Annotated in this window: 16 protein-coding genes and 1 tRNA gene; 11 read left to right on the top strand and 6 right to left on the bottom strand. The window is 44.5% G+C overall.

Annotation, left to right across the window (positions count from 1 at the left end; all coding sequences use genetic code 11):
• Window positions 1-207 precede the first annotated feature (207 nt).
• Entirely contained in the window at window positions 208-1875 is a 1668-nt protein-coding gene (ushA, locus tag M9196_RS15650) for a bifunctional UDP-sugar hydrolase/5'-nucleotidase UshA (RefSeq protein ID WP_250618467.1), read from the top strand.
• A gap of 84 nt (window positions 1876-1959) precedes the next feature.
• Complete coding sequence (ybaK, locus tag M9196_RS15645) at window positions 1960-2436, top strand: Cys-tRNA(Pro) deacylase (RefSeq protein ID WP_250618466.1); 477 nt, start codon at window positions 1960-1962, stop codon at window positions 2434-2436.
• A 93-nt stretch (window positions 2437-2529) separates the two neighbouring features.
• On the opposite strand, the gene rluF is transcribed toward ybaK, so the two are convergent.
• The 3 genes from rluF to M9196_RS15630 form a co-directional block, all read right to left on the bottom strand.
• On the bottom strand, window positions 2530-3588 hold the full coding sequence (gene rluF / locus M9196_RS15640) for a 23S rRNA pseudouridine(2604) synthase RluF (protein WP_250618465.1): 1059 nt from the start codon (window positions 3586-3588) through the stop codon (window positions 2530-2532).
• A gap of 74 nt (window positions 3589-3662) precedes the next feature.
• A complete protein-coding gene (gene smrA / locus M9196_RS15635) occupies window positions 3663-4247 on the bottom strand; it encodes a DNA endonuclease SmrA (RefSeq protein WP_250618464.1) in 585 nt (194 codons plus the stop codon).
• A 197-nt stretch (window positions 4248-4444) separates the two neighbouring features.
• On the bottom strand, window positions 4445-4585 hold the full coding sequence (locus M9196_RS15630) for a DUF3149 domain-containing protein (RefSeq protein WP_250618463.1): 141 nt from the start codon (window positions 4583-4585) through the stop codon (window positions 4445-4447).
• 255 nt (window positions 4586-4840) lie between these two features.
• On the opposite strand from M9196_RS15630, the gene M9196_RS15625 reads away from it, so the two are divergent.
• A tRNA-Pro gene (locus tag M9196_RS15625) sits at window positions 4841-4917 on the top strand.
• A gap of 281 nt (window positions 4918-5198) precedes the next feature.
• Here M9196_RS15625 and M9196_RS15620 read toward each other — a convergent pair.
• The gene (locus M9196_RS15620) at window positions 5199-5603 is read right to left on the bottom strand and encodes a hypothetical protein (RefSeq protein ID WP_250618462.1); all 405 of its coding nucleotides are present in this window, start codon (window positions 5601-5603) and stop codon (window positions 5199-5201) included.
• Window positions 5604-6044: 441 nt separating this feature from the next.
• On the opposite strand from M9196_RS15620, the gene fdhF reads away from it, so the two are divergent.
• The 8 genes from fdhF (at window position 6045) to M9196_RS15580 (ending at window position 19674) form a co-directional block, all read left to right on the top strand.
• On the top strand, window positions 6045-10160 hold the full coding sequence (gene fdhF, locus M9196_RS15615; protein ID WP_250618461.1) for a formate dehydrogenase subunit alpha: 4116 nt from the start codon (window positions 6045-6047) through the stop codon (window positions 10158-10160).
• Window positions 10161-10655: 495 nt separating this feature from the next.
• Window positions 10656-12113: a protein adenylyltransferase SelO gene (locus M9196_RS15610; protein ID WP_250618460.1), complete on the top strand. Its 1458-nt coding sequence runs from the start codon at window positions 10656-10658 to the stop codon at window positions 12111-12113.
• 161 nt (window positions 12114-12274) lie between these two features.
• Complete coding sequence (locus M9196_RS15605) at window positions 12275-13000, top strand: response regulator (RefSeq protein WP_250618459.1); 726 nt, start codon at window positions 12275-12277, stop codon at window positions 12998-13000.
• 164 nt (window positions 13001-13164) lie between these two features.
• Window positions 13165-14619, top strand: coding sequence for an ATP-binding protein (locus tag M9196_RS15600; protein ID WP_250618458.1), 1455 nt, complete (start codon window positions 13165-13167; stop codon window positions 14617-14619).
• Between the two features lie 215 nt (window positions 14620-14834).
• Window positions 14835-16091 (top strand): ABC transporter substrate-binding protein, encoded by a 1257-nt coding sequence (locus tag M9196_RS15595; protein ID WP_250618457.1) that lies wholly within the window; start codon window positions 14835-14837, stop codon window positions 16089-16091.
• Window positions 16092-16558: 467 nt separating this feature from the next.
• A complete protein-coding gene (locus M9196_RS15590) occupies window positions 16559-17557 on the top strand; it encodes a TRAP transporter substrate-binding protein (protein WP_250618456.1) in 999 nt (332 codons plus the stop codon).
• A gap of 77 nt (window positions 17558-17634) precedes the next feature.
• Window positions 17635-18309, top strand: a complete 675-nt coding sequence (locus M9196_RS15585; RefSeq protein WP_250618455.1) for a TRAP transporter small permease — start codon at window positions 17635-17637, stop codon at window positions 18307-18309.
• 3 nt (window positions 18310-18312) lie between these two features.
• Window positions 18313-19674, top strand: a complete 1362-nt coding sequence (locus M9196_RS15580; RefSeq protein WP_250618454.1) for a TRAP transporter large permease — start codon at window positions 18313-18315, stop codon at window positions 19672-19674.
• A 269-nt stretch (window positions 19675-19943) separates the two neighbouring features.
• On the opposite strand, the gene M9196_RS15575 is transcribed toward M9196_RS15580, so the two are convergent.
• Together M9196_RS15575 and M9196_RS15570 are read right to left on the bottom strand one after the other, a co-directional pair.
• Complete coding sequence (locus M9196_RS15575; RefSeq protein WP_250618453.1) at window positions 19944-20126, bottom strand: hypothetical protein; 183 nt, start codon at window positions 20124-20126, stop codon at window positions 19944-19946.
• 142 nt (window positions 20127-20268) lie between these two features.
• The gene (locus M9196_RS15570) at window positions 20269-21609 is read right to left on the bottom strand and encodes a sigma-54-dependent transcriptional regulator (protein ID WP_250618452.1); all 1341 of its coding nucleotides are present in this window, start codon (window positions 21607-21609) and stop codon (window positions 20269-20271) included.

Genomic DNA, 21609 nt, shown 5'->3' with positions numbered 1-21609 from the left:
CATCATAAAAATGAAATCAACATGTTATGTTTTATGGGTTAATTTAAACTAACGCAAATTTTGCTGATGTTTAAAGGCTGGTCTATTCATTAGCTCTCAGTACAAATAGACGGTTCAGCACAGATAGTGAGTCTCTCTAAAATAATATAGAGACTCACTCTAAAATAATTAAAGCAGTGGAATTCTCTAAAGTTCAAAGGTATGACAATGAAAAAGAGCCTTATGTTTAAGTCCGTACTTAGTGCGGCAATCATCGCGTCACTTGCAGGATGCGCAACTCAACCAGAGCACGAATGGAATGCAGATGAAACGTATAAGCTAACTGTACTTCATACCAATGACCATCATGGCCGTTTTTGGCAAAACAAATATGGCGAGTATGGCATGGCAGCGCGTAAAACGTTGATCGATGACATTCGTTCACAGGTTGAAGCAGAAGGGGGGAGCTTATTGCTTCTATCTGGAGGCGACATTAATACTGGTGTGCCAGAATCCGATTTACAGGATGCAGAGCCTGACTTTAAAGGCATGAGCAAAATTGGTTACGACGCGATGGCATTAGGTAACCATGAATTTGATAATCCACTTGAAGTGCTTTTCAAGCAAAAAGAGTGGGCTAATTTCCCAATGCTATCAGCCAATATTTATGACAAAAAAACCGGTGAGCGTATGTTTGACGCATACCATATGTTTGATAAGCAAGGCGTTAAAATTGCGGTGATTGGCTTAACTACAGAAGACACCGCAAAAATTGGTAACCCAGAATATATTGGCGGTATTGAGTTCCGTGACCCTAAAGTGGAAGCGAAAAAACTCATTGCCGAACTAAAAGAAACAGAAAAGCCAGACCTTATTTTTGCTGTGACGCATATGGGCCACTATGAAAATGGTCAACGTGGTGTGAACGCACCGGGTGATGTCGCACTTGCTCGTTACTTAGAGCCAGGTGATCTGGACATGATAGTTGGTGGTCACTCACAAGAGCCTGTTTGTATGGAAGGCCCAAATGTAGTGAAGAAGAACTTTAAGCCTGCGGACGAGTGTAAACCTGATACGCAAAATGGCACTTGGATTGTTCAAGCACATGAGTGGGGCAAGTACGTAGGTCGAGCAGACTATGAGTTTAAAAATGGTGAACTAGAGATGGTGAGCTATGATTTGATTCCTGTAAACTTGAAGAAAAAAGTCAAGGTTGATGGTAAGAAGCAGCGTGTGTTGATCGAAGAAGAGATTCAGCCAGATGCAGAATTATTGGCATTTTTGACGCCGTACCAAGAAAAAGGCCAAGGCCAACTCAGCGCAGAAATCGCCCAAACTAACGGCAAGTTAGAGGGTGACCGTAACGTTGTGCGCTTTAGCCAAACAAACTTAGGTCGCTTAATTGGAACCGCTCATAAAGAACGAGCGAAAGCAGACTTTGCTGTGATGAACTCTGGCGGTGTTCGTGATTCTATTGCTGAAGGCGCAGTGACGTATAAAGATGTATTGACGGTTCAACCGTTTGGTAACATCGTGACTTATACGGATATGTCAGGGGCAGAGGTGTTAGATTACTTAAATGTTGTCGCACTGAAACCCGTTGATTCTGGCGCGTATGCCCAGTTTGCTGGCATTTCAATGACAGTGGGTCAAGAGTCAGTATCGGACGTGGTGATTAACGGTAAAGCGTTGGATCCAAAAGCGACGTATCGTTTCACTGTTCCTAGCTTTAATGCGGCTGGTGGTGACGGCTATCCAAAGCTTAACAACCACCCTGGTTATGTTGACACCGGCTTTGTTGATGCTGAAGTGCTAAAAGACTACCTAGAGGCGAACAGCCCAATTGACGTCAATAAGTACCAACCAAAAGGCGAGATTGTTTACAAAATTAAATAGTCATACATTGACTCCTTTTGAATGAGTCAGTTATAAATAAGCGGTACGGTTGGTACCGCTTTTTTAATGTCTGGGAATATTGTTATGACACCTGCTATTAACCTCGCCAAAAAGAAAAAAATCCCCCATGTAGTACACCAGTATCATCATGATCCAAGGCATGAGAGTTACGGGCTAGAAGCGGTTGAAGCACTAGGACAGGATCCTGAATCAGTCTTTAAAACACTGCTTTTTTCAATAAATGGAGAGCCGAAAAATCTCGCAGTTGCGATTATTCCCGTCGAAGAGAAACTGAATTTAAAACAAGCGGCGAAAGCGGCGGGTGGGAAAAAAGCAGAAATGGCGGACAAAGAGATAGCTCAGAAAACGACAGGGTATGTTTTAGGTGGGATCAGCCCACTTGGTCAAAAGAAAGCATTGCCGACGTTTATTCATGCGAGCGCAGAAGCAAGAGAAACCATGTGTGTGAGTGCGGGTAAAAGAGGGCTAGAAATTGAGTTAGCGCCGCAAGATTTGGCAGCGCTAACTCGTGGTCAATTTGCTAATTTGTGTGAAGCCTAGCGAGTAAAATACAAGTGCCTGTATCTCGAGTGGCTATATATCGCGTTGCCGTATCTTAAGTCGTCGCTGCTCAAGTCGTTATTGCTTACTTAACTACTTCTTAAGCGACAGCGTACCGTTGACTCGAGTGCGAGGTTTACTCGTATCGTTTGAACGTGGTTTGCTGTCTGCATGGGTACGTGTGGAACTCGAGTTATTACGGTGGTTGGGCTTATTACGATCACCTTGTTTATGATGATCGCCTTGCTTGCCGCGACCACCTTGGCTATTACGGTCGCTTTGCTTGGGGCCACGTCTAAACTCATCAGCACCATGGCCTGAAAAGGTTTTCATCTTCTCACGTTTTGCTTCGATACGAGCGTCGTGAAGTTTAGCATCGGTTGCTTTATTGATGCGTCGGCCAGTACCATCTTTTCTAGAGGCTTCTTCTGTGCTCGATGAGTCTTCACACATAGCGTGAATCTCTTGAACTTCGGCTTCGCTTAGGTAACGCCATTTACCGTTGGGGATACCATCGATGCTAATGTTCATGATACGTACACGGCGCAGTTTTAGAACGTCATAGCCTAATGCTTCACACATTCTACGAATCTGGCGATTGAGGCCTTGAGTTAGCGTAATACGAAATGAGAATTTCGTTTCTTGCTCAACCTTACAAGGCAGAGTAACCGTATCTAGAATCGCGACACCAGAGCCCATATTTTTGAGAAACTCTTTAGAAATAGGTTTGTCGACCCTCACCACATATTCTTTTTCGTGGTTATTTCCGGCACGTAAAATTTTGTTGACGATATCTCCGTCATTGGTCAGGAAAATAAGACCATCGGAGGGTTTATCTAATCGGCCTATTGGGAAAATGCGTTTACTGTGTCCGATAAAATCAACGATGTTTCCCGGTACATCACGTTCAGTTGTACATGTGATGCCAGTTGGCTTATTGAGGGCAATATAAACAGGCTTTTCTTTGCTTTTAACTGGCTTACCGTCGATTTCTACATTGTCACCCGCAAGCACTTTGGTTCCCATTTCAGGAACGATGCCGTTGATGGTCACGCGTTTTTGTTCAATCAAGCGGTCGGCTTCACGACGAGAACAAAAACCAGTTTCACTGATGTATTTATTAAGACGTTTACCGTCAGCAGAGTTAGGCATGAGTTTATATTACTCTTGGTTGGTCAGACACAAATAAGGTCGCGTATTTTATACTCAAGTGAGTGACAAGTCACTTAACTCGTCCGTTTTTGGTGACGTTCTCGGTTATCCAGTCTTTTTTCTTGGCTTTTTCGCAATAAAACGTATACCGCCCCGCTGCCACCATGAAACTGTTGAGCGCTATGCACACACTGAACGTCTCTGATCTGAGTCAGCCAATGTGCCAAATAGCTTTTTATTAGTGCCGGTGGGTTCGAGCGCTCTCCCTTACCATGCACGATAAGCAAGGTTCGTACATCTAAACGCATACACTGTTGCAAAAATCCAATGACTTCATCTCTGGCTTGGCTCAAGGTTCGCCTGTGTAAATCAAGTTTAGCTTGTAATGGGTACTTGCCTAGACGAAGTTTACGATAGACACCTTCTTGTACGCCATCACGCTTAAATTGGATAATATCTTCTGGCTTGAGCGGTGGGGCAAAATCAAGGGAGAGATAATCAGGGCACTGCTCTGATAGCCAAAGTGCGGCCTCTCGTTTCGCTAATTGTGCGTCGGAGGCTTTCGGCGGCTGCTTCTTGAGTTCGATGGTATCGTTTTGCAACGGCTTAACGTCGCCCATCATTTGTTGGAATAGATCTAGGTCATTATCTTGAGACATAGCGGTATCTCGGATAGGTCACGACACGTGAGGAAAAGGATAAAGTGAGTATATACCAAGCAACAGGTAGGGAAAAAGTACTTAGTGGAGGATAAAGTAGGAGGATTAAAAGTCCGGAGTGAACAAGCGATTCACTCCGGTGCATAGCGGTTTCTATTCTTAGATGTTTCTGTTCTTAGAGTAGGAGCTAAGCGATTCTAGTGAGGAGATTCGTCATGCATTACTTTATAAATGAAGAAACCACCGTAAAACAACATAAGCCCTAATGCACCAAAGATCACGATCATTGATGACAGACCTACAGCATTACCAAATAGGAGATCAAGCCAAAATTCCATGTTTCCTCCAAAGTTGCGATGACAAACTCAATGCTACTGGGTGGCTAAAATAACGATACTGATCTGGATCAAATGAGAATGTTTCGTTAAATATTTGTAGCTAACAGTGTGTACTTAGTCACGGTTTTGCGATTTTTGGTTGTTAGTTAAGCAAACGAACGTTTGGCACAAAAAAGATGTGCTAAATGACTTGCGTCAAAAAAAATAATCAGTAATATACCCATCCGTTGCTTAGGAAGACTTAACGCAACATTTCGGTGAATAGCGCAGCTTGGTAGCGCATCTGGTTTGGGACCAGAGGGTCGGGGGTTCGAATCCCTCTTCACCGACCACTTTTAAAAAAACCTCGCTTTTTAGCGAGGTTTTTTGCTTTCTGGGTACTTGCAAACGAAGCATTGAAAATTTCGAGTTGAAGGTAGGCACACCGATGACAGGCATAAACGGGTAAAATTTCAAATACCGAACTATGTACAAGCTCAGGACAAGGACACTCAGTTGCATCCCACTCTTTTTCATTGCCATATTATAAAGCCTCGTCATTTCATTCTGACGAGGCTTTTTTATATCTACTGATGTGTAAATTCAGGAGGAACAAGCATCACTAAAGGCTGCCTTAAGCAGTGGTAGGAGCCATGAATCGATTTAGTAATGACTCAATACCGAGTACCGCGAAAATAATAGCAAAGAACGCAACAACACCACTAAATGCGCCTGTAAACGCGACATGCTGACCAAAGACGCTGGCAATGATGCCCATAGCGACAAACTTTGAGCCCACTAGGATGAGGTAAGACGAAACACCTCGTTTTAGCTTAGGGAGTGTTTTATGGGTTAGAAAATGAGATGCCATCACTTTTTCAAGTGATATCGCACCTTTAAGCATACCGGCCAAAATGATCGATGCGAGTACGGCAACTTCTAAGCTAGCAATGAAAACCCAATCCCACGAAGCATTCAAACTTAGCATAACGATGGTAGTAATAACGGTGCTTAGTGCGATCTCTTTGAGCATTTTCATCTTGGTTCCTCAATGTATTTTCGTTGTTTTGTTGACGATGAGAAGAATAACAATGATGAAGTGTCGATATTTACCATTATGCGCCACGCCAGATCTCGTTTTTATGCCTATATCATTTATCCATGGTTAAAGTGTGGTTATACTTTAGTCAGTAGGCTCCTATTTAAAATCTCGATAAATGCGAGACCCCCAGAGAGCGCCAGAATTCTTTTTTAAACTTGTTCGACCACTGCGTAATAAACCTAACTATCAGGGTTTTCCTGAAGAATAAGGGGATGTGTGATTCTAAAGCCATGATCTTTGTATGGACTTAGTTCTATTTGTATGATTAATTAATTGTCGATAATTAGTCCAAATGAGCTTCAGTCTAGCAAGGCGCGGCCTTTCAATAATCATGACCTTAGTGGGCGCGTTTCAGTGATTTAAAAGAGATAGCTTTATATGAATGTAACAATCAATGGCCAACCGTACCTACTGCGTGAGCGTAAAAGCATTTTAGATGTCGCGAAAGACATTCACGTTGATGTCCCTTCCCTTTGTTCAATTAGCCAACATACCGAAAAACAATCCTGCGACTTGTGTGTGGTTGAAATTGTGGGGCAAGGCATAGTGAAAGCTTGCGAAACCGTCATCGAAGACGGCATGAGCGTTGTTACCCAGTCGACTCAAATCAATACCCTTCGCCGCCAAGCACTTAATCGTATTTTTGCCGATCATAATGCCGACTGTGAAGCGCCTTGTAAGGTGGCTTGCCCAGCTCATGTTGATATTCAAACGTACCTTTATCATATTGCCCAAGATGATCACATCAAAGCGGTGGAAGTGATTAAAGATACGCTACCGATGCCGATTTCAATTGGTCGAGTTTGCCCTGCATTTTGTGAACACGAGTGTCGTCGTAGTTTAGTTGACGAGCCGGTGGCAATTCGACAATTAAAGCGCCATGCGGCTGATATTGATTTGTCGCTTAGCGAACAGTTCGAACCAGAAAAATTGCCGTATAACGGTCATCGAGTGGCCATCGTAGGTGCGGGGCCTGGCGGTCTGGCATGCGGTTACTATCTTAGCTATCAAGGCTTTGCGGTCGATGTGTTTGAATCTATGCCAGAGGCTGGTGGTTGGTTGCGTTATGGCATCCCAGAATATCGACTGCCGAAACATATTCTAGATAAAGAAATTGAGGTCATGTGTCGTGGTGGCATGCGCATTCATACCAACACCAAGTTGGGCAGTGATATGACGCTGGACGAGTTAACTGAAAACTATGAAGCGGTTTGCCTTGCCGTTGGTGCGACTAAGGCTGTCAATATGCCTTACCCTGGCTCCGATTTGTCTGGTTGCATACTTGGCGTCGATTTTCTTAAAGACATGATGACTGATCAGACGTTCAAGGTTGGGCATAAAGTGGCCGTTATCGGTGGCGGCAATACTGCAATAGATTGCGCCAGGACTGCGATCCGTGAAGGTGCAGAGACAACGATAATCTATCGACGAACTCGCAATGAAATGCCAGCTGAATTACATGAAATTGAGGCGGCTGAGTTGGAAGGGGTCAAGTTTCGGTTTTTAACTAACCCGGTCGAAAATAGCGCAGATTCTCAAGGGCGAGTCAGCCATATTGAGTTGGAGATCATGGAGCTAGGTGAGCCAGACAGTTCAGGGCGTAGACGCCCTGTATCAACGGGCCAAACGGTAGTGGAGCCTTTTGATACCGTTATTTCTGCGTTATCACAAAAGCCAGAAACTGATTTCTTGAAAACCGGAAAATATGCATTGCCTCTTACCGATTGGGGTACGGCGGCGTCAGATTCGGACTCTATGCATCATGGTTACAATATTTATAGTATTGGTGATTTTAGGCGAGGGCCAGCAACAGCAATTGAAGCCATCGCGGATGGTAAGAAAGCCGCCGACGCGATTGAACGGTTTATTTTGCAAGGTCACTTTAAGCCAACGCAAGCGCTATTCAACAGCCATAAAGCCGAAAGATTAAGCTTAGTGCGACAAACCGAGTATTTGAAAGAGCACGAAAGACCAAGAGCGCAAGCGGATCAGTTGGATGTTGAGGCGTGTCAAACGACTTATCAAGAAGTGGAGTTGGATATTGACAGCGAACGCGCCATTTCTGAAGCGGCGCGGTGTCTAGAATGTGGCTGTCAGGCTAACACTCAATGTGATTTGCGAGATTACGCCACTGAATATCAGGTGGATTATCGTGAGATTGATATCAACGACCGCAAAATGTTTCCGGTAGATAAATCGAGTGAGTTCATTGTATTTGATGCCAATCGCTGCATCAGTTGCGGGTCTTGTGTTCATGCCTGTCAAACCGAGTCGGTACACGGTATTTTGAATTTTTCTGAATCCTCACATCGCCCAAGCTTTCCAGGCAATGCTTCAATGGGTGACAGTAATTGTGTGCAATGTGGTGCTTGTGTTCAAGTGTGCCCTACAGGGGCGCTGGTGGATAAACGCGATAAATCGCATAGTCGAATAGAGATGCTGACACCAGTTAAAACCATTTGTACTTATTGTGGGGTTGGTTGCCGAGTTGAGCTGTATGTTGATGCAGCAAGTAATACCATTCGTTATGTGAAAGGGGACAAAACCTCGCCAGTTAACCAAGGTATGTTATGCGTAAAAGGGCGGTTTGGTTTCGATTTTATTGGCAGTGAAGAGCGACTGACAACGCCACTTATCCGTAAGTCTGGACAACTGCAACCAGCATCTTGGCCAGAAACAATTGAGTACGTAGCGAGTAAGTTTGCAAAAATTAAAGCCATGCATGGCAGTGATAGCCTAGCGGGATTCTCTTCGGCGAAAACGACAAATGAAGACAACTATGCCTTTCAAAAGTTGCTGCGTCGCGAGTTTGGCACTAACAACATCGACCATTGCGCTCGTCTTTGCCATTCATCCACAGTGACAGGCCTTGAGGCCGCGTTTGGCAGTGGCGCAATGACCAATGATATTCCAAGCATCAAACATTCAGATGTCATTTTTATCATTGGCTCAGATACCAGTGCCGCTCACCCTATTATTGGCTCTCATATTAAGCAAGCAGTCGCGAATGGAGCGACGTTGTTGGTTGCTGATCCTAAACGTATTGATATGGCCGACCATGCCGAGCTTTACTTGCGTCATCGCCCAGGAACGGATGTGATGTTATTGAATGCCATTATGCATCAAATTGTGCTTAATGGTTGGCAGGACGACGCTTATATTGCTGAGCGAACGGAAGGATTTGACGAGTTATTTGCCGAGGTCAGTAAACCAACCTATTCCTCGAGCAATGCAGAGTTGATTACTGGCGTGCCAAAAGCAGACATTGAAAAAATGGCGAAGATCATAGGGACTGCGAAGGTCAGCTCAGTGTTTTATTCAATGGGCATTACTCAACATACCACAGGTCACGACAACGTTCGTTCTATTGCAAACCTACAAATGTTATGTGGCAACGTTGGTATCGAAGGCGGTGGTATTAATCCACTTCGTGGCCAATCTAACGTGCAAGGGTCGTGTGATATGGGCGCGTTACCGACGGACTATCCAGGTTACCAGAAGGTGACACGTCCTGAGGTTCAAGAAAAATTTGCACAGGCTTGGCAAAGTGACACATTGCCTACCGAACGAGGTTTAACGCTAACGGAAATTATTGATGCCGCTTGTGACGGTGATATGAAAGGTTTGTACGTCATGGGGGAAAACCCTGTGCTGAGTGATCCCGACCAAGCTCACGTGCTAAAGGGCTTGAAAGCTTTAGATTTCCTTGTTGTTCAAGATATTTTCTTAACCGAAACGGCCGCGCTAGCTGATGTGGTACTTCCATCGTATTCGTTTGCTGAAAAAGCGGGACACTTTACGAATACCGAAAGGCGAGTGCAGCGTTTAGTGCCAGCTGTCAAGGCGCCAGGCGATGCCATGGAAGACTGGCGTATTATCCAAGAGATAGCCAATGCGATGGGGGGGGAATGGAATTATCAAAGTATCCAAGATATTACCAAAGAAATATCGCAGGTCACGCCTCAATACAAGGGTATCCGCTGGGAGTCGATTGGAGGTAATGGGCTGCAATGGCCGTGTAATGATGTAAAACCATTTGGTACGCGCATCATGCATAAAGACCAGTTTATTCGCGGTAAAGGAGCGATGGCAGCTATCGCGTTTGAATATGCAGCCGAATTACCGGATGAAGCGTTTCCTCTAACGCTCACGACAGGACGACTGCTAGAACAATTCCATACTGGCACCATGACACGAAAAACTAAGGGGTTAGATAACCTAGCAGGTCCAAGGGTGATGATCAGCGTGGAAGATGCCGAGCGTCTTAGTATCGCGAATGGTGAATCTGTGGTGTTGGTTTCTCGCCGTGGGGAAATATCGGCGCCTGCGTTTGTCACTAAGCGTATGCAAGCTGGGGTGGTATTTGTCCCGTTCCATTTTGCCGAATCAGCGGCGAACAAATTGACGAATACCGCCACGGATCCTTATGCGAAAATACCGGAATTTAAAGTATCAGCGGTGCGTTTAGAAAAGCAGCGAGAGTTTTCTCATTAAAATGAACTGCTGGTATGGAAATAGGGCTAACGATCTATTTTAAATGGATAGAGGTTGTTTAACGATCTGGCGAGAATTGGGGGGGACCTAATTCTCGCTTTTTTGTGTCATAACCGGTGTACTTATCGCGCTTAAAATTATTTTGTTGGTACTAATTCAAAGATTTGCATCAATAATATTGAAAAAATGACCATTTCGTACTAAATTGTAATTGTAGTGTAATAAAGAGGAGAAATTGCCTATGCATAATGAAATGATCCAACATTCAAATTTTGGCGTGATTAGCCGTACTTGCTTATTTTCACTAGGTTCTGTGGTTGCCATTCTCGCGCTAATCTAATCCTACCTGCTTTCTTAGAGGACAGTTCAAATTCCAACTATATATTGGCTTCTGGGTGCTCCTCTAGGCTAAAGACCTTTCTTTTTGTTGCTTTTTTATTACATCCTTGCCGCTATACTCTAATTACACCATATTTGCTGTAAAAGGGTTTACCTATGTCGGTTTGGGACCGTGTTCATCTCTCCACACGCTTTGCTGAATTTCCCGCGAGTTTTTATACATCCGTCAATCCAAAGCCCCTAATCACACCGCAATGGGTAGCGTGGAATGGTGATCTAGCTAAACAGCTTCAACTTCCGCAGCATGCAGACGACCATCCAGAGTTATTGATGGTATTGTCTGGGATAGAGTCTATTGACGGCTTATCACCATTGGCAATGAAGTACGCTGGGCATCAATTTGGCGTATACAATCCAGATTTGGGTGATGGTCGTGGGTTGCTTCTTGGTGAAATAATCGATGTAAATGGGGTTCATCAAGATGTTCATATTAAAGGCGCGGGAAAAACGCCATACTCCCGCATGGGGGATGGCCGAGCGGTGCTTCGCTCAACGATTCGCGAGTACTTGTGCAGTGAAGCTATGTATGGGTTAGGTATTGCTACAACGCGAGCGTTGGGCATGATGGCAAGTGAGACACCGGTATATCGAGAAAAGGCAGAAACAGGTGCGCTGCTAGTGCGTGTCGCAGAAAGTCATATCCGTTTCGGTCACTTCGAACATTTTTTCTATTCCGGTCAACACAGCGAACTGAAGTTACTGCTTGATAAAGTTATCGAGTGGCATTTTCCAAACAGTGGCCATCAAACACGCCCTTATGCACACTTTTTAGATCAAGTTGTGACAAAAACTGCGCAGATGATAGCCCAATGGCAATCAGTTGGGTTTGCTCACGGCGTGATGAATACCGATAATATGTCAGTGCTAGGACAGACGTTTGACTATGGACCGTTTGCTTTTCTTGATGATTACGAGCCGGGCTATATTTGCAATCATTCTGATTATCAGGGGCGTTATGCGTTTAATAACCAGCCCTCGATTGCGCTGTGGAATTTAACGGCTTTGGCGCATGCGTTGTCACCGTTCATTGAGCGTTCGGAATTAGACAAGGCGCTTGAAGGGTTTACCGCCACCTTGCAGACTGAATACAGCAAGCAGATGCGAGCCAAATTTGGTTTACTGACCAAGCAAAGTGAGGATGGGGGCTTTTTCAATGATGCGTTTGAATTTATTGAACGGCATCAAGTAGACTTCACGCTGTTTTTTCGAGCGCTATCGAATTTAGATAAACAAGGCTCTATACCGGTTCTAGATCTGTTTCGTCGTAGAGAAGAAGCAGAACAATGGTTAGAAGGTTACGAACGCCGCGCCTCACTAGAGCCTTTATCTATAGGTGAGCGTTGTGATGGAATGCGGGCAGTGAACCCTAAATATATATTACGTAACTATTTGGCCCAGCAAGCCATCGAAGAGGCAGAGCAGGGGGACTTTTCTATGGTCAATACGCTGCTCTCAGTATTGAAGACGCCTTATGACGAACATCCTGAATTATCCATTTTAGCGGCGCCACCGCCTGAATGGGGACAGAAGATGACAATTAGTTGCTCTTCATAAGGTTGAATATTTTTTGCCCTATCAATTTTGACGTGGCTTGATAAGTGTCACTTTCGTGATCTCAGTCAATATTCACGTGTTAATTTTATTAATGAATCGATGATAAATAATCCCTCAAAGCCTTACACTATAGGCTGTGAAGTAATCATTAAGGATTGGAAATGCAACCAAAGACACACATTCTTGTCGTAGATGACGATGAGGAGATCCGTTTATTACTCGATGAATATTTGAGTAAGTCGGGTTTTCAGGTCACCACAGCAGAAGATGGTGTTGAAATGGAGTTGTTCATTAAAGCCAAAGGCTATCCAGACTTAATTTTACTGGACGTAATGTTACCTGGTGATGATGGTTTTACTTTGTGCCAACGTGTACGCCGCGACTCGCAAGTACCGATCATAATGCTGACCGCTGTTTCAGATGAAACCGATCAAATTATTGGCCTTGAAATTGGCGCCGATGATTACATTGCAAAACCATTTAGCCCACGTCAGTTAATGGCGCGCATTAAAGCGCTATTGAGACGTGCTCACATCCATGAAGACCGAGATGAGCAGCCGCCAAGAACGATTGATTTCGGTGACTGGCGGCTTGATACGCTATCGCAGCGTATGGTGAATCGGGTGACCAGTCGCCATCATGACTTGTCTGGCAGTGATTTTGCGTTGTTGATGCTATTTTTGTCGAAGCCTAATGAAGTGCTAGATAGAGATACGATTTCCTTTGCGACTCGCGGTAGAGAAGCGTTGCCGTTTGAACGTGGGATTGATGTGCAATTAAGCCGAATCCGTAATCGCTTAGGTAAAAGTGCTGAGTTCCCACACTACATTAAAACGATGCGTGGCAATGGTTATATTCTGTCGGTTGCCGTTGAGTATGGTTACTAGTCGAATATGGTTACTAGTTAAGTATTGTTACTAGTTAAGTATTGTTACTAGTTAAGTATGGTTACTCGCTGAATTTAGTTATGAACCGCCATGACGACTCCAATTGGTATTTGTTCTAGGCGGTCAAAAGTCGATACTCGCTAATCTAGAGTGGTAAATCCCTAATGTCTCGTTCTCGCTGGTTAAGACGCTTTAACCTTAATACGTTAGTTGCTCGCACGTTGCTGTTAACCCTACTGGCCGTCGTGTGTTCACAGGGTGTTCTCACGGCTATTTGGTATCAAAAAACCAAGCAAGACGAGCTAGCGGGGATCCGAGATACGTCCGCCAGTATGGCGAATATGTTTGCATCGACGGTGACTTTCTTTCAAAAGTTGCCTATCAAATACCGACATATTGTTCTCGACCAGATCCGTAATATGGGTGGTACACGCTTCTTCGTATCGTTTAATAAAGAAGAGCTGATTGTCGACCCGATTCCTGATACGCCTTTAAAGCTAGCCTCGATGGCATCGGTCAGCGACGTCTTGAATGAGAAACTTCCATCGATCCAAGCGGTGAGTGTCGAATTCTCTAAAGCCGAAAATTTAAGATTATTAAAAAACGATATTTTCCTCAATGATTTACCTAAGTCATGGGCACACCACACGTTAACGCTTGGTCCGCTTGATCCGCCAGTGCTGGTGGTGCAATTAAAAATAGCCGAAGGTGAATGGTTGTATATCGCAGCATTACTACCTTCCCCATACATCCAGCTTGACGATACGATGCTGACTCAAGATCAGATGGTCTTCTTATTCACATCAACCACACTGCTATTGCTCCTTACCTTTTTGCTAGTTCGAGCACAAGTGAAACCATTAAGACGGTTAGCCAAAGCTGCCAACGACATGAGTATGGATATTGATCAGCCGCCTCTTGTTGAACAGGGTGCAACGGAGCTGGTGACTGCCACTCGAGCTTTTAATCGTATGCAAACTCGTATTCGTAAGTATATCGCGGATCGGGAACATCTTTTTTCATCGATTTCTCATGACTTAAAAACACCAATCACGCGCTTAAGGCTGCGTGCTGAGTTGCTCGACGATGATACGAAACGCGACAAATTTAATCTTGATCTCGATGAACTCGAAATGATGGTGAAAGGCGCATTGCAGTGCGTTCGTGACACTGATTTACATGAAAATAATGCCTACATCGACTTGAATGAGATTATTCGTAATGTGTCGGAAATGCATAATCAGGTGCATACTTTAGTCTCAGTAACGTCTGAGCCGGTTGAGCCGTTTATTGCTAAACCACTGGCGATTAAGCGAGTGTTAACCAATTTAGTCGATAACGCTGTGAAATATGGTGATCGAGCATTTATTAACGTGCAAGAAACACCGAGTTGGATCATCGTTACCATTCAAGACAAAGGTCCCGGCATTCCCAAAGAGAAAATGGACGCCGTATTTGAGCCTTATGTCAGGCTCGCAACAGATAAGGATGGTCACGGTCTTGGGCTCGGGATATGCCGTAGTATTCTTCACGGACTAGGCGGGGATTTGATTATCCGAAACGCAGACTCTGGTGGTCTAGAGGTACAAGTTTTTATCCCGCCAAACCTGGAAGCGTAGTTTAGACCTGAAAGTTGAATGTTAACTTAAAGCTTACTATTCACTGAAAGCTTATTGTTAACTTAGAACTTATTGTTAACTAAAAACTTACTGTTAACTTAAAACTAATGGTTAGCTTTAAAATTACGTGTTGAGCTGACAGCTAAGTGTCATCTTCTTTTCACCCTATGATGGCTCGTGTACTGCGAGTGTCGTAAGACGACAATGTGAACGCCATGAGAATAAACAAACTGTTTTTGATGCTAGCGATGAGCGCACCGGCATTGCTGCCACAACTTTCCTCTGCCGGAGAAGTAGAAGTGCTTCACTGGTGGACGTCTGGTGGTGAGGCTAAGGCAGTAGAGCCATTAAAGCAACGCCTTGAAGAGCAAAAGCATACTTGGAAAGATTTTGCTGTGGCTGGTGGTGGCGGTGAAACGGCGATGACCGTACTCAAAACACGTGCTGTATCAGGTAATCCACCTTCTGCGGCGCAAATAAAAGGTCACGATATTCAAGAGTGGGGAAGTCTTGGCTTTTTAACCAGTCTAGATGACGTGGCGACAGCTGGCGATTGGGATACCAAAGTCCCGAAAGTCGTGACCGATATTATGAAATTTGATGGTGAATATGTGGCGGTGCCCGTGAATATCCACCGAGTCAATTGGCTGTGGGCGAATCCGAAGGTATTGAAGAAAGCTGGGGTAAGTGTGCCTACTACGCTTGATGAGTTTTTTGATGTTGCAGATACTATTAAATCGGCAGGTTACCTACCGTTATCAAATGGAGTGAACTCTTGGCAAGATGCGACTATGTTTGAAACGGTCGCATTAAGTGTGTTGGGAACAGATGGCTACACAAAGGCATTTGTGGATCTTGACCTAGAAATGCTGGCAAGCGATAAAATGGTGGAAGCACTCATTAAATTCAAGAGGTTACGTGACTACATGGATGCCGATGCGCCAGAGCGCCAGTGGAATACAGCAACATCTATGGTTGCTAATGGTGAAGCAGCGATGCAGATTATGGGTGACTGGGCAAAAGGTGAGTTTATCGCTTTAGGCAAAGTACCCGGTAAAGATTTTATCTGTGCACCAGCGCCCGGAACGGCGAATCAGTTTTCTTACAACATTGATAGTTTTGCCTTTTTTGATTTAAAAGACAGTGGTGATGTGGGGGCTCAGAAAGCGCTCGCAGCCGCCATTTTTGACAAAAAATTTCAAGAAACCTTTAATCTTAAAAAAGGGTCACTTCCCGCCAGAACAGATTTAGACATGTCTAAGTTCGACCAATGCTCGTTGGATTCTTTAGCGAGTTTTAAAATGGCAGAGAAAAGTGGTGAATTAGTGCCGAGTGTCTCTCAGGGCATGGCAACCACAAGTTATGTACAAGGCGCCATTTTTGATGTTGTGACCGACTTTTTTAATGATCCAAATGCTGATCCGAAAAAGGCTGCGAAGAAATTAGCCAAAGCGGTGAAAGCGGCGATTTAGGTAAGCTTCAGGAAGGGTATAGTCAAATTCAAATACCGTTATGTCATGAATCTCGCATCTACGTAGGCCGAGAGCTATTCTCATCCTCTATCCTCTATCCTCTATCCTCTATCCTCTATCTATTCGTTATTCCCTTTTTTAAGAGAGTAACGAATAGTGGAATACGCTGGTTATCGATGAAGCCGCGTCCTTGATTCAAACAACAGCTTGAAAATGACTAAGGTTTATTGCTCACCATTTGTCGCGACCCACGCGTTTTCTTTTCTATAAAATGAGTCATTGTTTACCCTTTGTAAGGTAATTAATGGGTCATTTCCCCCCCATTCTCTTTGTCTACTTCGATGTTTTGATGAGTTTTTTGACCTAAGTAATTAAAAGTAAAGGTTATTTGTTGGTTGGCATTCTATTTGCTCTATAGAAGTATCAGTACCCATTGAAGGGACTGCTTCAATCCAAGGAGAATAAGAATGTTAAAGCCTCTATCCCTACTTACGGTTTCCATCCTGTCTGTTGCGAGTTTCAATGCGGCGGCTAATTGCGATCCGGGTGAAATTGTTATTAAGTTTAGTCACGTAACGAATACCGACAAACACCCAAAAGGCATAGCAGCATCTTTACTTGAAGAGCGTGTGAATACCGAGATGAACGGCAAGGCGTGTATGCAGGTTTTCCCTAACTCGACGCTTTATGATGACAATAAAGTGCTTGAAGCGATGCTAAATGGCGATGTGCAACTGGCGGCGCCATCATTGTCCAAGTTTGAGAAGTTCACGAAGAAATACCGCATTTTTGATCTCCCTTTTCTATTTGAAGACGTGAACGCTGTAGACCGATTCCAGAACTCAGAATCGGGTGACAAATTAAAAAATGCAATGAAGCGTCGAGGTCTGCAAGGTCTGGCTTTTTGGCATAACGGTATGAAGCAAATGTCAGCAAACAAACCGTTATTAGTGCCAGAAGATGCCAAAGGGTTAAAATTCCGCGTTCAGGCATCCGATGTATTAGTGGCACAGTTTGAACAGCTTGGAGCGAACCCGCAAAAAATGTCGTTTAAAGAAGTGTACGGCGGCTTACAAACCAAAGTTATTGATGGGCAAGAGAACACATGGTCCAACATCTACGGCAAAAAGTTTTTTGAAGTCCAAGACGGTGTGACTGAGACTAACCACGGAATTTTGGATTACCTTGTTGTGACGTCGAATGATTTTTGGAAAGGTCTACCTGATGACGTTCGTGATCAGTTAGGTACGATCATCCAAGAAGTGACCGAGACACGTAATGCGGAGTCCAGTCAGGTTAATTTAGCGAACAAAAACAACATCATTGAAGCGGGTGGGGAAGTTCGAACGTTAACACCAGAACAGCGCCAGTTGTGGGTGGAAGCTCTGCAACCAGTATGGGCGAAGTTTGAGAAAGATATCGGCTCAGAGCTGATAGATGCTGCACTGGCATCGAATCAACAGTAATACCATCAAAACTAAGCTAGGTCTTGTCCACGCAGGGTCTAGCTCCCTTCTCCTATTTATAAAAAGTGATGGTTCACATGGAACAATCAATAACCGCAAAAATCGGTAAGCTGACCGATGCATTTGAAGAAGTGCTGATTGCCTTTTTTCTTGGTGCGATGACGCTGCTGACGTTTGCCAATGTTATTTCTCGTTATGTGTTTAACGATAATATTCTTTGGGCGCTTGAATTAACCGTCTTTATGTTCGCGTGGATGGTACTGGTTGGCGCATCGTATGGGGTTAAAAAACATTTTCATATTGGCGTGGACGTCATCATCAATATGGTGTCCGTTAAGTGGCGTAAGACATGTGCGATTATCGCGGTACTGAGCTGTTTAGCGTTTTCGATATTATTGTTGATCGGTTCTTGGAATTACTGGTATCCGTTTGTCACCGAGCGAGCGTGGTATGAAACCGATGATATTCCTATGCCTGAAATGTTTCAGTTTCTAGCTGACTGGCTTAACGAGGGCGAACGCTACGAAAAACTGCCTCGATTCATCCCGTATATGGCGCTGCCAATCGGAATGGCAATGCTGACCTATCGTTTCTTGCATGTTGCTTATCAAGTACTAACAGGAAAAATGGATCGCATGATTGCAGGTCATGAAGCGGAAGAAGATTTGGAAGCGCTGAAGGCTGAAATGGCGAATGGCAATGCCTTTGACAAGGCTGACACGCTAGACAATACCAAGGATAAGGGGCAGTAACCTATGGCGATTTTATTTCTATTTTTAATGGTTATAGCCTTCATGCTGGTGGGGGTGCCAATTGCCATCTCACTGGGCTTATCGAGCATTTTGTTTTTGTTAATGCATTCCGATGCGTCTTTAGCCTCCGTGGCTCAAACTCTATTTAATGCTTTTGCCGGTCACTATACGCTACTGGCGATCCCGTTCTTTATCTTAGCATCAAGCTTTATGTCTACGGGTGGCGTGGCGAAACGCATTATTCGTTTCGCTATTGCAATGGTCGGGTCATTTCGTGGTGGTCTGGCTATGGCGTCGGTGGTTGCGTGTATGATGTTTGCCGCTCTATCCGGGTCGTCTCCCGCGACCGTGGTTGCGATTGGTAGTATCGTGATTGCCGGGATGATTAAAAATGGCTACACCAAAGAATTTGCTGCTGGCGTTATTTGTAATGCAGGCACATTAGGAATACTGATTCCACCTTCGATTGTGATGGTGGTTTATGCCGCAGCGACAGATGTATCCGTAGGACGAATGTTTTTGGGTGGGGTGATTCCGGGACTACTTGCAGGTTTAATGTTGATGATTGCCATTTACATTGCTGCAAGAGTAAAAGGATTGCCTAAACAACCTTTTGTCGGCTGGAAAGAAGCTTTTGATGCTGCGAAAGATGCAAGCTGGGGTTTGTTGTTGGTGGTGATCATCTTAGGGGGTATTTATGGCGGTATTTTCACACCAACCGAAGCCGCTGCTGTAGCCGCTGTGTATTCATTTCTGATTGCCAACTTTATTTATAAAGACATGGGACCGTTTGCTGACAAAGAAAATCGTAAGCCGGTTATCGTGAAAGTTGTGCAGACCTTTGTACATAAAGATACCAAACACACGCTCTATGAAGCGGGCAAGCTGACAATAATGCTGCTATTCATTATTGCCAATGCGTTGATATTGAAACACGTGTTAACAGAAGAGCGTATTCCCCAAATGATAACAGAATCGATGTTGTCAGCAGGGCTTGGACCTATCACATTCCTTATTGTCGTCAACATCTTGTTATTGCTTGGTGGGCAATTTATGGAGCCTTCAGGGCTATTGATTATTGTCGCACCATTGGTGTTTCCAATCGCAATTGCGCTTGGTATTGACCCCATTCATTTAGGGATCATGATGGTGGTGAATATGGAAATAGGGATGATCACACCGCCAGTGGGGTTAAACTTATTTGTTACGGCTGGTGTGGCGAAAATGTCGATGATGAACGTGGTGAAAGCCGCGCTGCCTTGGGTCGGAGTGATGTTCTTGTTCTTGATTATCGTGACCTATGTCCCTTGGGTGTCAACGTGGTTGCCAACGCTACTTATGGGCCCTGAAATCATTACTAAATAAAGGGTCAAGTACAGATAAGGTGACGCGCTAATAGGCCAACGTATAAAAGGTCAATGTTTGATAGGCTAATGTGTACGCTAAGCTAATGTGTACACTAAGCTAATGTGTACGCTAAGCTAATGTGTACGCTAAGCTAATGTGTACACTAGGCCAGTGCGCACAATAGTCTAATCTATCACCTATCACCTATCACCTATCACCTATCACCTATCACTGGCCAGTGCACAGTCGCCAAGTGGATGAAGGCATATAACTTATGACGAAGAGTATTACACTTCCTCGTCAATATGTTTTATATGCGCGGTACGTGGATCTGGTTGTGAGCGACGTTCATAAAATACTCGTTGGCTACGCTGAGTCCGCCGTTCAGTGTATTCTCGTTGCTCAACATAATAGACGCCATCAATCTCGATGGTCTCGGTAATGGCGGGAACCGTGGTTTTTTCACCCATACGCGACCTCTCTTTTGTTAATTACTTGTTGCTGTTATTTTCAGTATAGAAGTCGATAAATGGATTTCGAGCTTATTTAGGTCACTATTTTTTTGCTCGTTGGTAGGGTGAATATAGAGCGCTATTGATGCCGAATAGCAGCTTATTCATTTTTGTAGTCGTTTTTATCCAGCCCATACTTTTGCATTTTGTCGTACAGCGTTTTTCGAGCCGTTTGTAGTACGTTCATAGTGTCGTTTATTCTGCCATCACAGCTTGCTAGCGCTTGTTCAATCAGCGCTTTTTCAAAATCGGCGACTTGGGTGGTGAGCGGCGCATCAACATTCTCTTGATTCGGTTCAGCTAAATTACTCAGCTTTCCTAACAAGACAAATCGTTCCGCGCAGTTTCGCAACTCTCTCACATTTCCTGGCCAATCTTGGCTCATTAACGTTTGTAGTTCCGTCGCGGGAAGTGCGTTGGAGGCTTTGCCATAACGAGCGGCGGCAACTAACAAAAAATGATGAAATAGTGCGGGTATGTCTTCTTTGCGTTGTCTCAGTGGAGGAAGCTGCAGCGTGACGACATTCAGCCGATAATAGAGATCCTCTCGGAAGGTTCCTTGAGCCGCGGCTTTTTTGAGGTCCACCTTAGTGGCAGCAATGACTCGAATGTCGAGAGGGACTAAATTGTTGGAGCCGACACGCTCTATCACTCTCTCTTGTAATACCCTGAGGAGACGGATTTGCGCTTGTATTGGCATTGACTCGATTTCATCAAGAAACAGCGTGCCTCCTTGCGCGTGTTCAAATTTTCCTACCCGAGCAGAGTCTGCCCCTGTAAATGCGCCTTTCTCATGACCGTAGAGTTCACTTTCGATGAGGTTTTCGGGGACAGCGCCACAATTGACGGCGACAAAATTGGCATCGCGTCGCGCGCTTTGCTCATGCAAAGAGCGAGCGACCAACTCTTTGCCGGTGCCGGTTTCACCAAATAACAAAATGTCCGCGCTGGTGTCAGCCACTGCAGTAATAGTCTGCCTTAGCTCTTGAATGATATTCGTGTCGCCGATAATCCTTGGACCTAGTGTTTGGCTGACTTTTAGTGACTGCTTTAACCGTTCATTTTCTAGCGTTAACTGCTGTTTTTCAATGGCACGCAATGTGGTCTCAATAAGTCGATCGGCAGAGAATGGCTTTTCAATAAAATCATAGGCGCCTTCTTGGATAGCTTGCACTGCCATAGAAATGTCGCCATGTCCGGTGATTAAAATAACCGGAATTGCGTGATGTTGATGAGTAATCGTTCTGAGCAAATCCATGCCAGACAAGCCTGGCAGACGAATATCGGAAATTATCGCCAGTGGAGCGGTTTGCTGTTGCAGAGCGATCAGCGCATCTTCGACTGAAGAAAAGCACTGCGCATTGATATCGGCCAGTTCAAAGCTTTGCTGTAAAGCGATGCGGATATCGGTCTCATCGTCGATAAAAAACACATGGCTCAT

Origin of the sequence: Vibrio methylphosphonaticus (assembly GCF_023634655.1) — a bacterium.
GTDB classification, from domain to species: domain Bacteria; phylum Pseudomonadota; class Gammaproteobacteria; order Enterobacterales; family Vibrionaceae; genus Vibrio; species Vibrio methylphosphonaticus.
The sequence above is the reverse complement of the archived record's forward strand: the minus strand, read 5'-3'. Positions and strand labels throughout refer to the sequence as shown.

What these genes read in the sequence shown, in the direction of transcription:
- M9196_RS15570 (WP_250618452.1), bottom strand. Translation starts at nt 21,609, where the DNA reads ATGAGCCATGTGTTTTTTATCGACGATGAGACCGATATCCGCATCGCT.
- M9196_RS15610 (WP_250618460.1), top strand. Translation starts at nt 10,656, where the DNA reads ATGTCGGTTTGGGACCGTGTTCATCTCTCCACACGCTTTGCTGAATTT.
- M9196_RS15620 (WP_250618462.1), bottom strand. Translation starts at nt 5,603, where the DNA reads ATGAAAATGCTCAAAGAGATCGCACTAAGCACCGTTATTACTACCATC.
- ushA (WP_250618467.1), top strand. Translation starts at nt 208, where the DNA reads ATGAAAAAGAGCCTTATGTTTAAGTCCGTACTTAGTGCGGCAATCATC.
- fdhF (WP_250618461.1), top strand. Translation starts at nt 6,045, where the DNA reads ATGAATGTAACAATCAATGGCCAACCGTACCTACTGCGTGAGCGTAAA.
- M9196_RS15575 (WP_250618453.1), bottom strand. Translation starts at nt 20,126, where the DNA reads ATGGGTGAAAAAACCACGGTTCCCGCCATTACCGAGACCATCGAGATT.
- M9196_RS15630 (WP_250618463.1), bottom strand. Translation starts at nt 4,585, where the DNA reads ATGGAATTTTGGCTTGATCTCCTATTTGGTAATGCTGTAGGTCTGTCA.
- M9196_RS15585 (WP_250618455.1), top strand. Translation starts at nt 17,635, where the DNA reads ATGGAACAATCAATAACCGCAAAAATCGGTAAGCTGACCGATGCATTT.
- M9196_RS15590 (WP_250618456.1), top strand. Translation starts at nt 16,559, where the DNA reads ATGTTAAAGCCTCTATCCCTACTTACGGTTTCCATCCTGTCTGTTGCG.
- ybaK (WP_250618466.1), top strand. Translation starts at nt 1,960, where the DNA reads ATGACACCTGCTATTAACCTCGCCAAAAAGAAAAAAATCCCCCATGTA.
- M9196_RS15595 (WP_250618457.1), top strand. Translation starts at nt 14,835, where the DNA reads ATGAGAATAAACAAACTGTTTTTGATGCTAGCGATGAGCGCACCGGCA.
- M9196_RS15605 (WP_250618459.1), top strand. Translation starts at nt 12,275, where the DNA reads ATGCAACCAAAGACACACATTCTTGTCGTAGATGACGATGAGGAGATC.
- M9196_RS15600 (WP_250618458.1), top strand. Translation starts at nt 13,165, where the DNA reads ATGTCTCGTTCTCGCTGGTTAAGACGCTTTAACCTTAATACGTTAGTT.
- smrA (WP_250618464.1), bottom strand. Translation starts at nt 4,247, where the DNA reads ATGTCTCAAGATAATGACCTAGATCTATTCCAACAAATGATGGGCGAC.
- rluF (WP_250618465.1), bottom strand. Translation starts at nt 3,588, where the DNA reads ATGCCTAACTCTGCTGACGGTAAACGTCTTAATAAATACATCAGTGAA.
- M9196_RS15580 (WP_250618454.1), top strand. Translation starts at nt 18,313, where the DNA reads ATGGCGATTTTATTTCTATTTTTAATGGTTATAGCCTTCATGCTGGTG.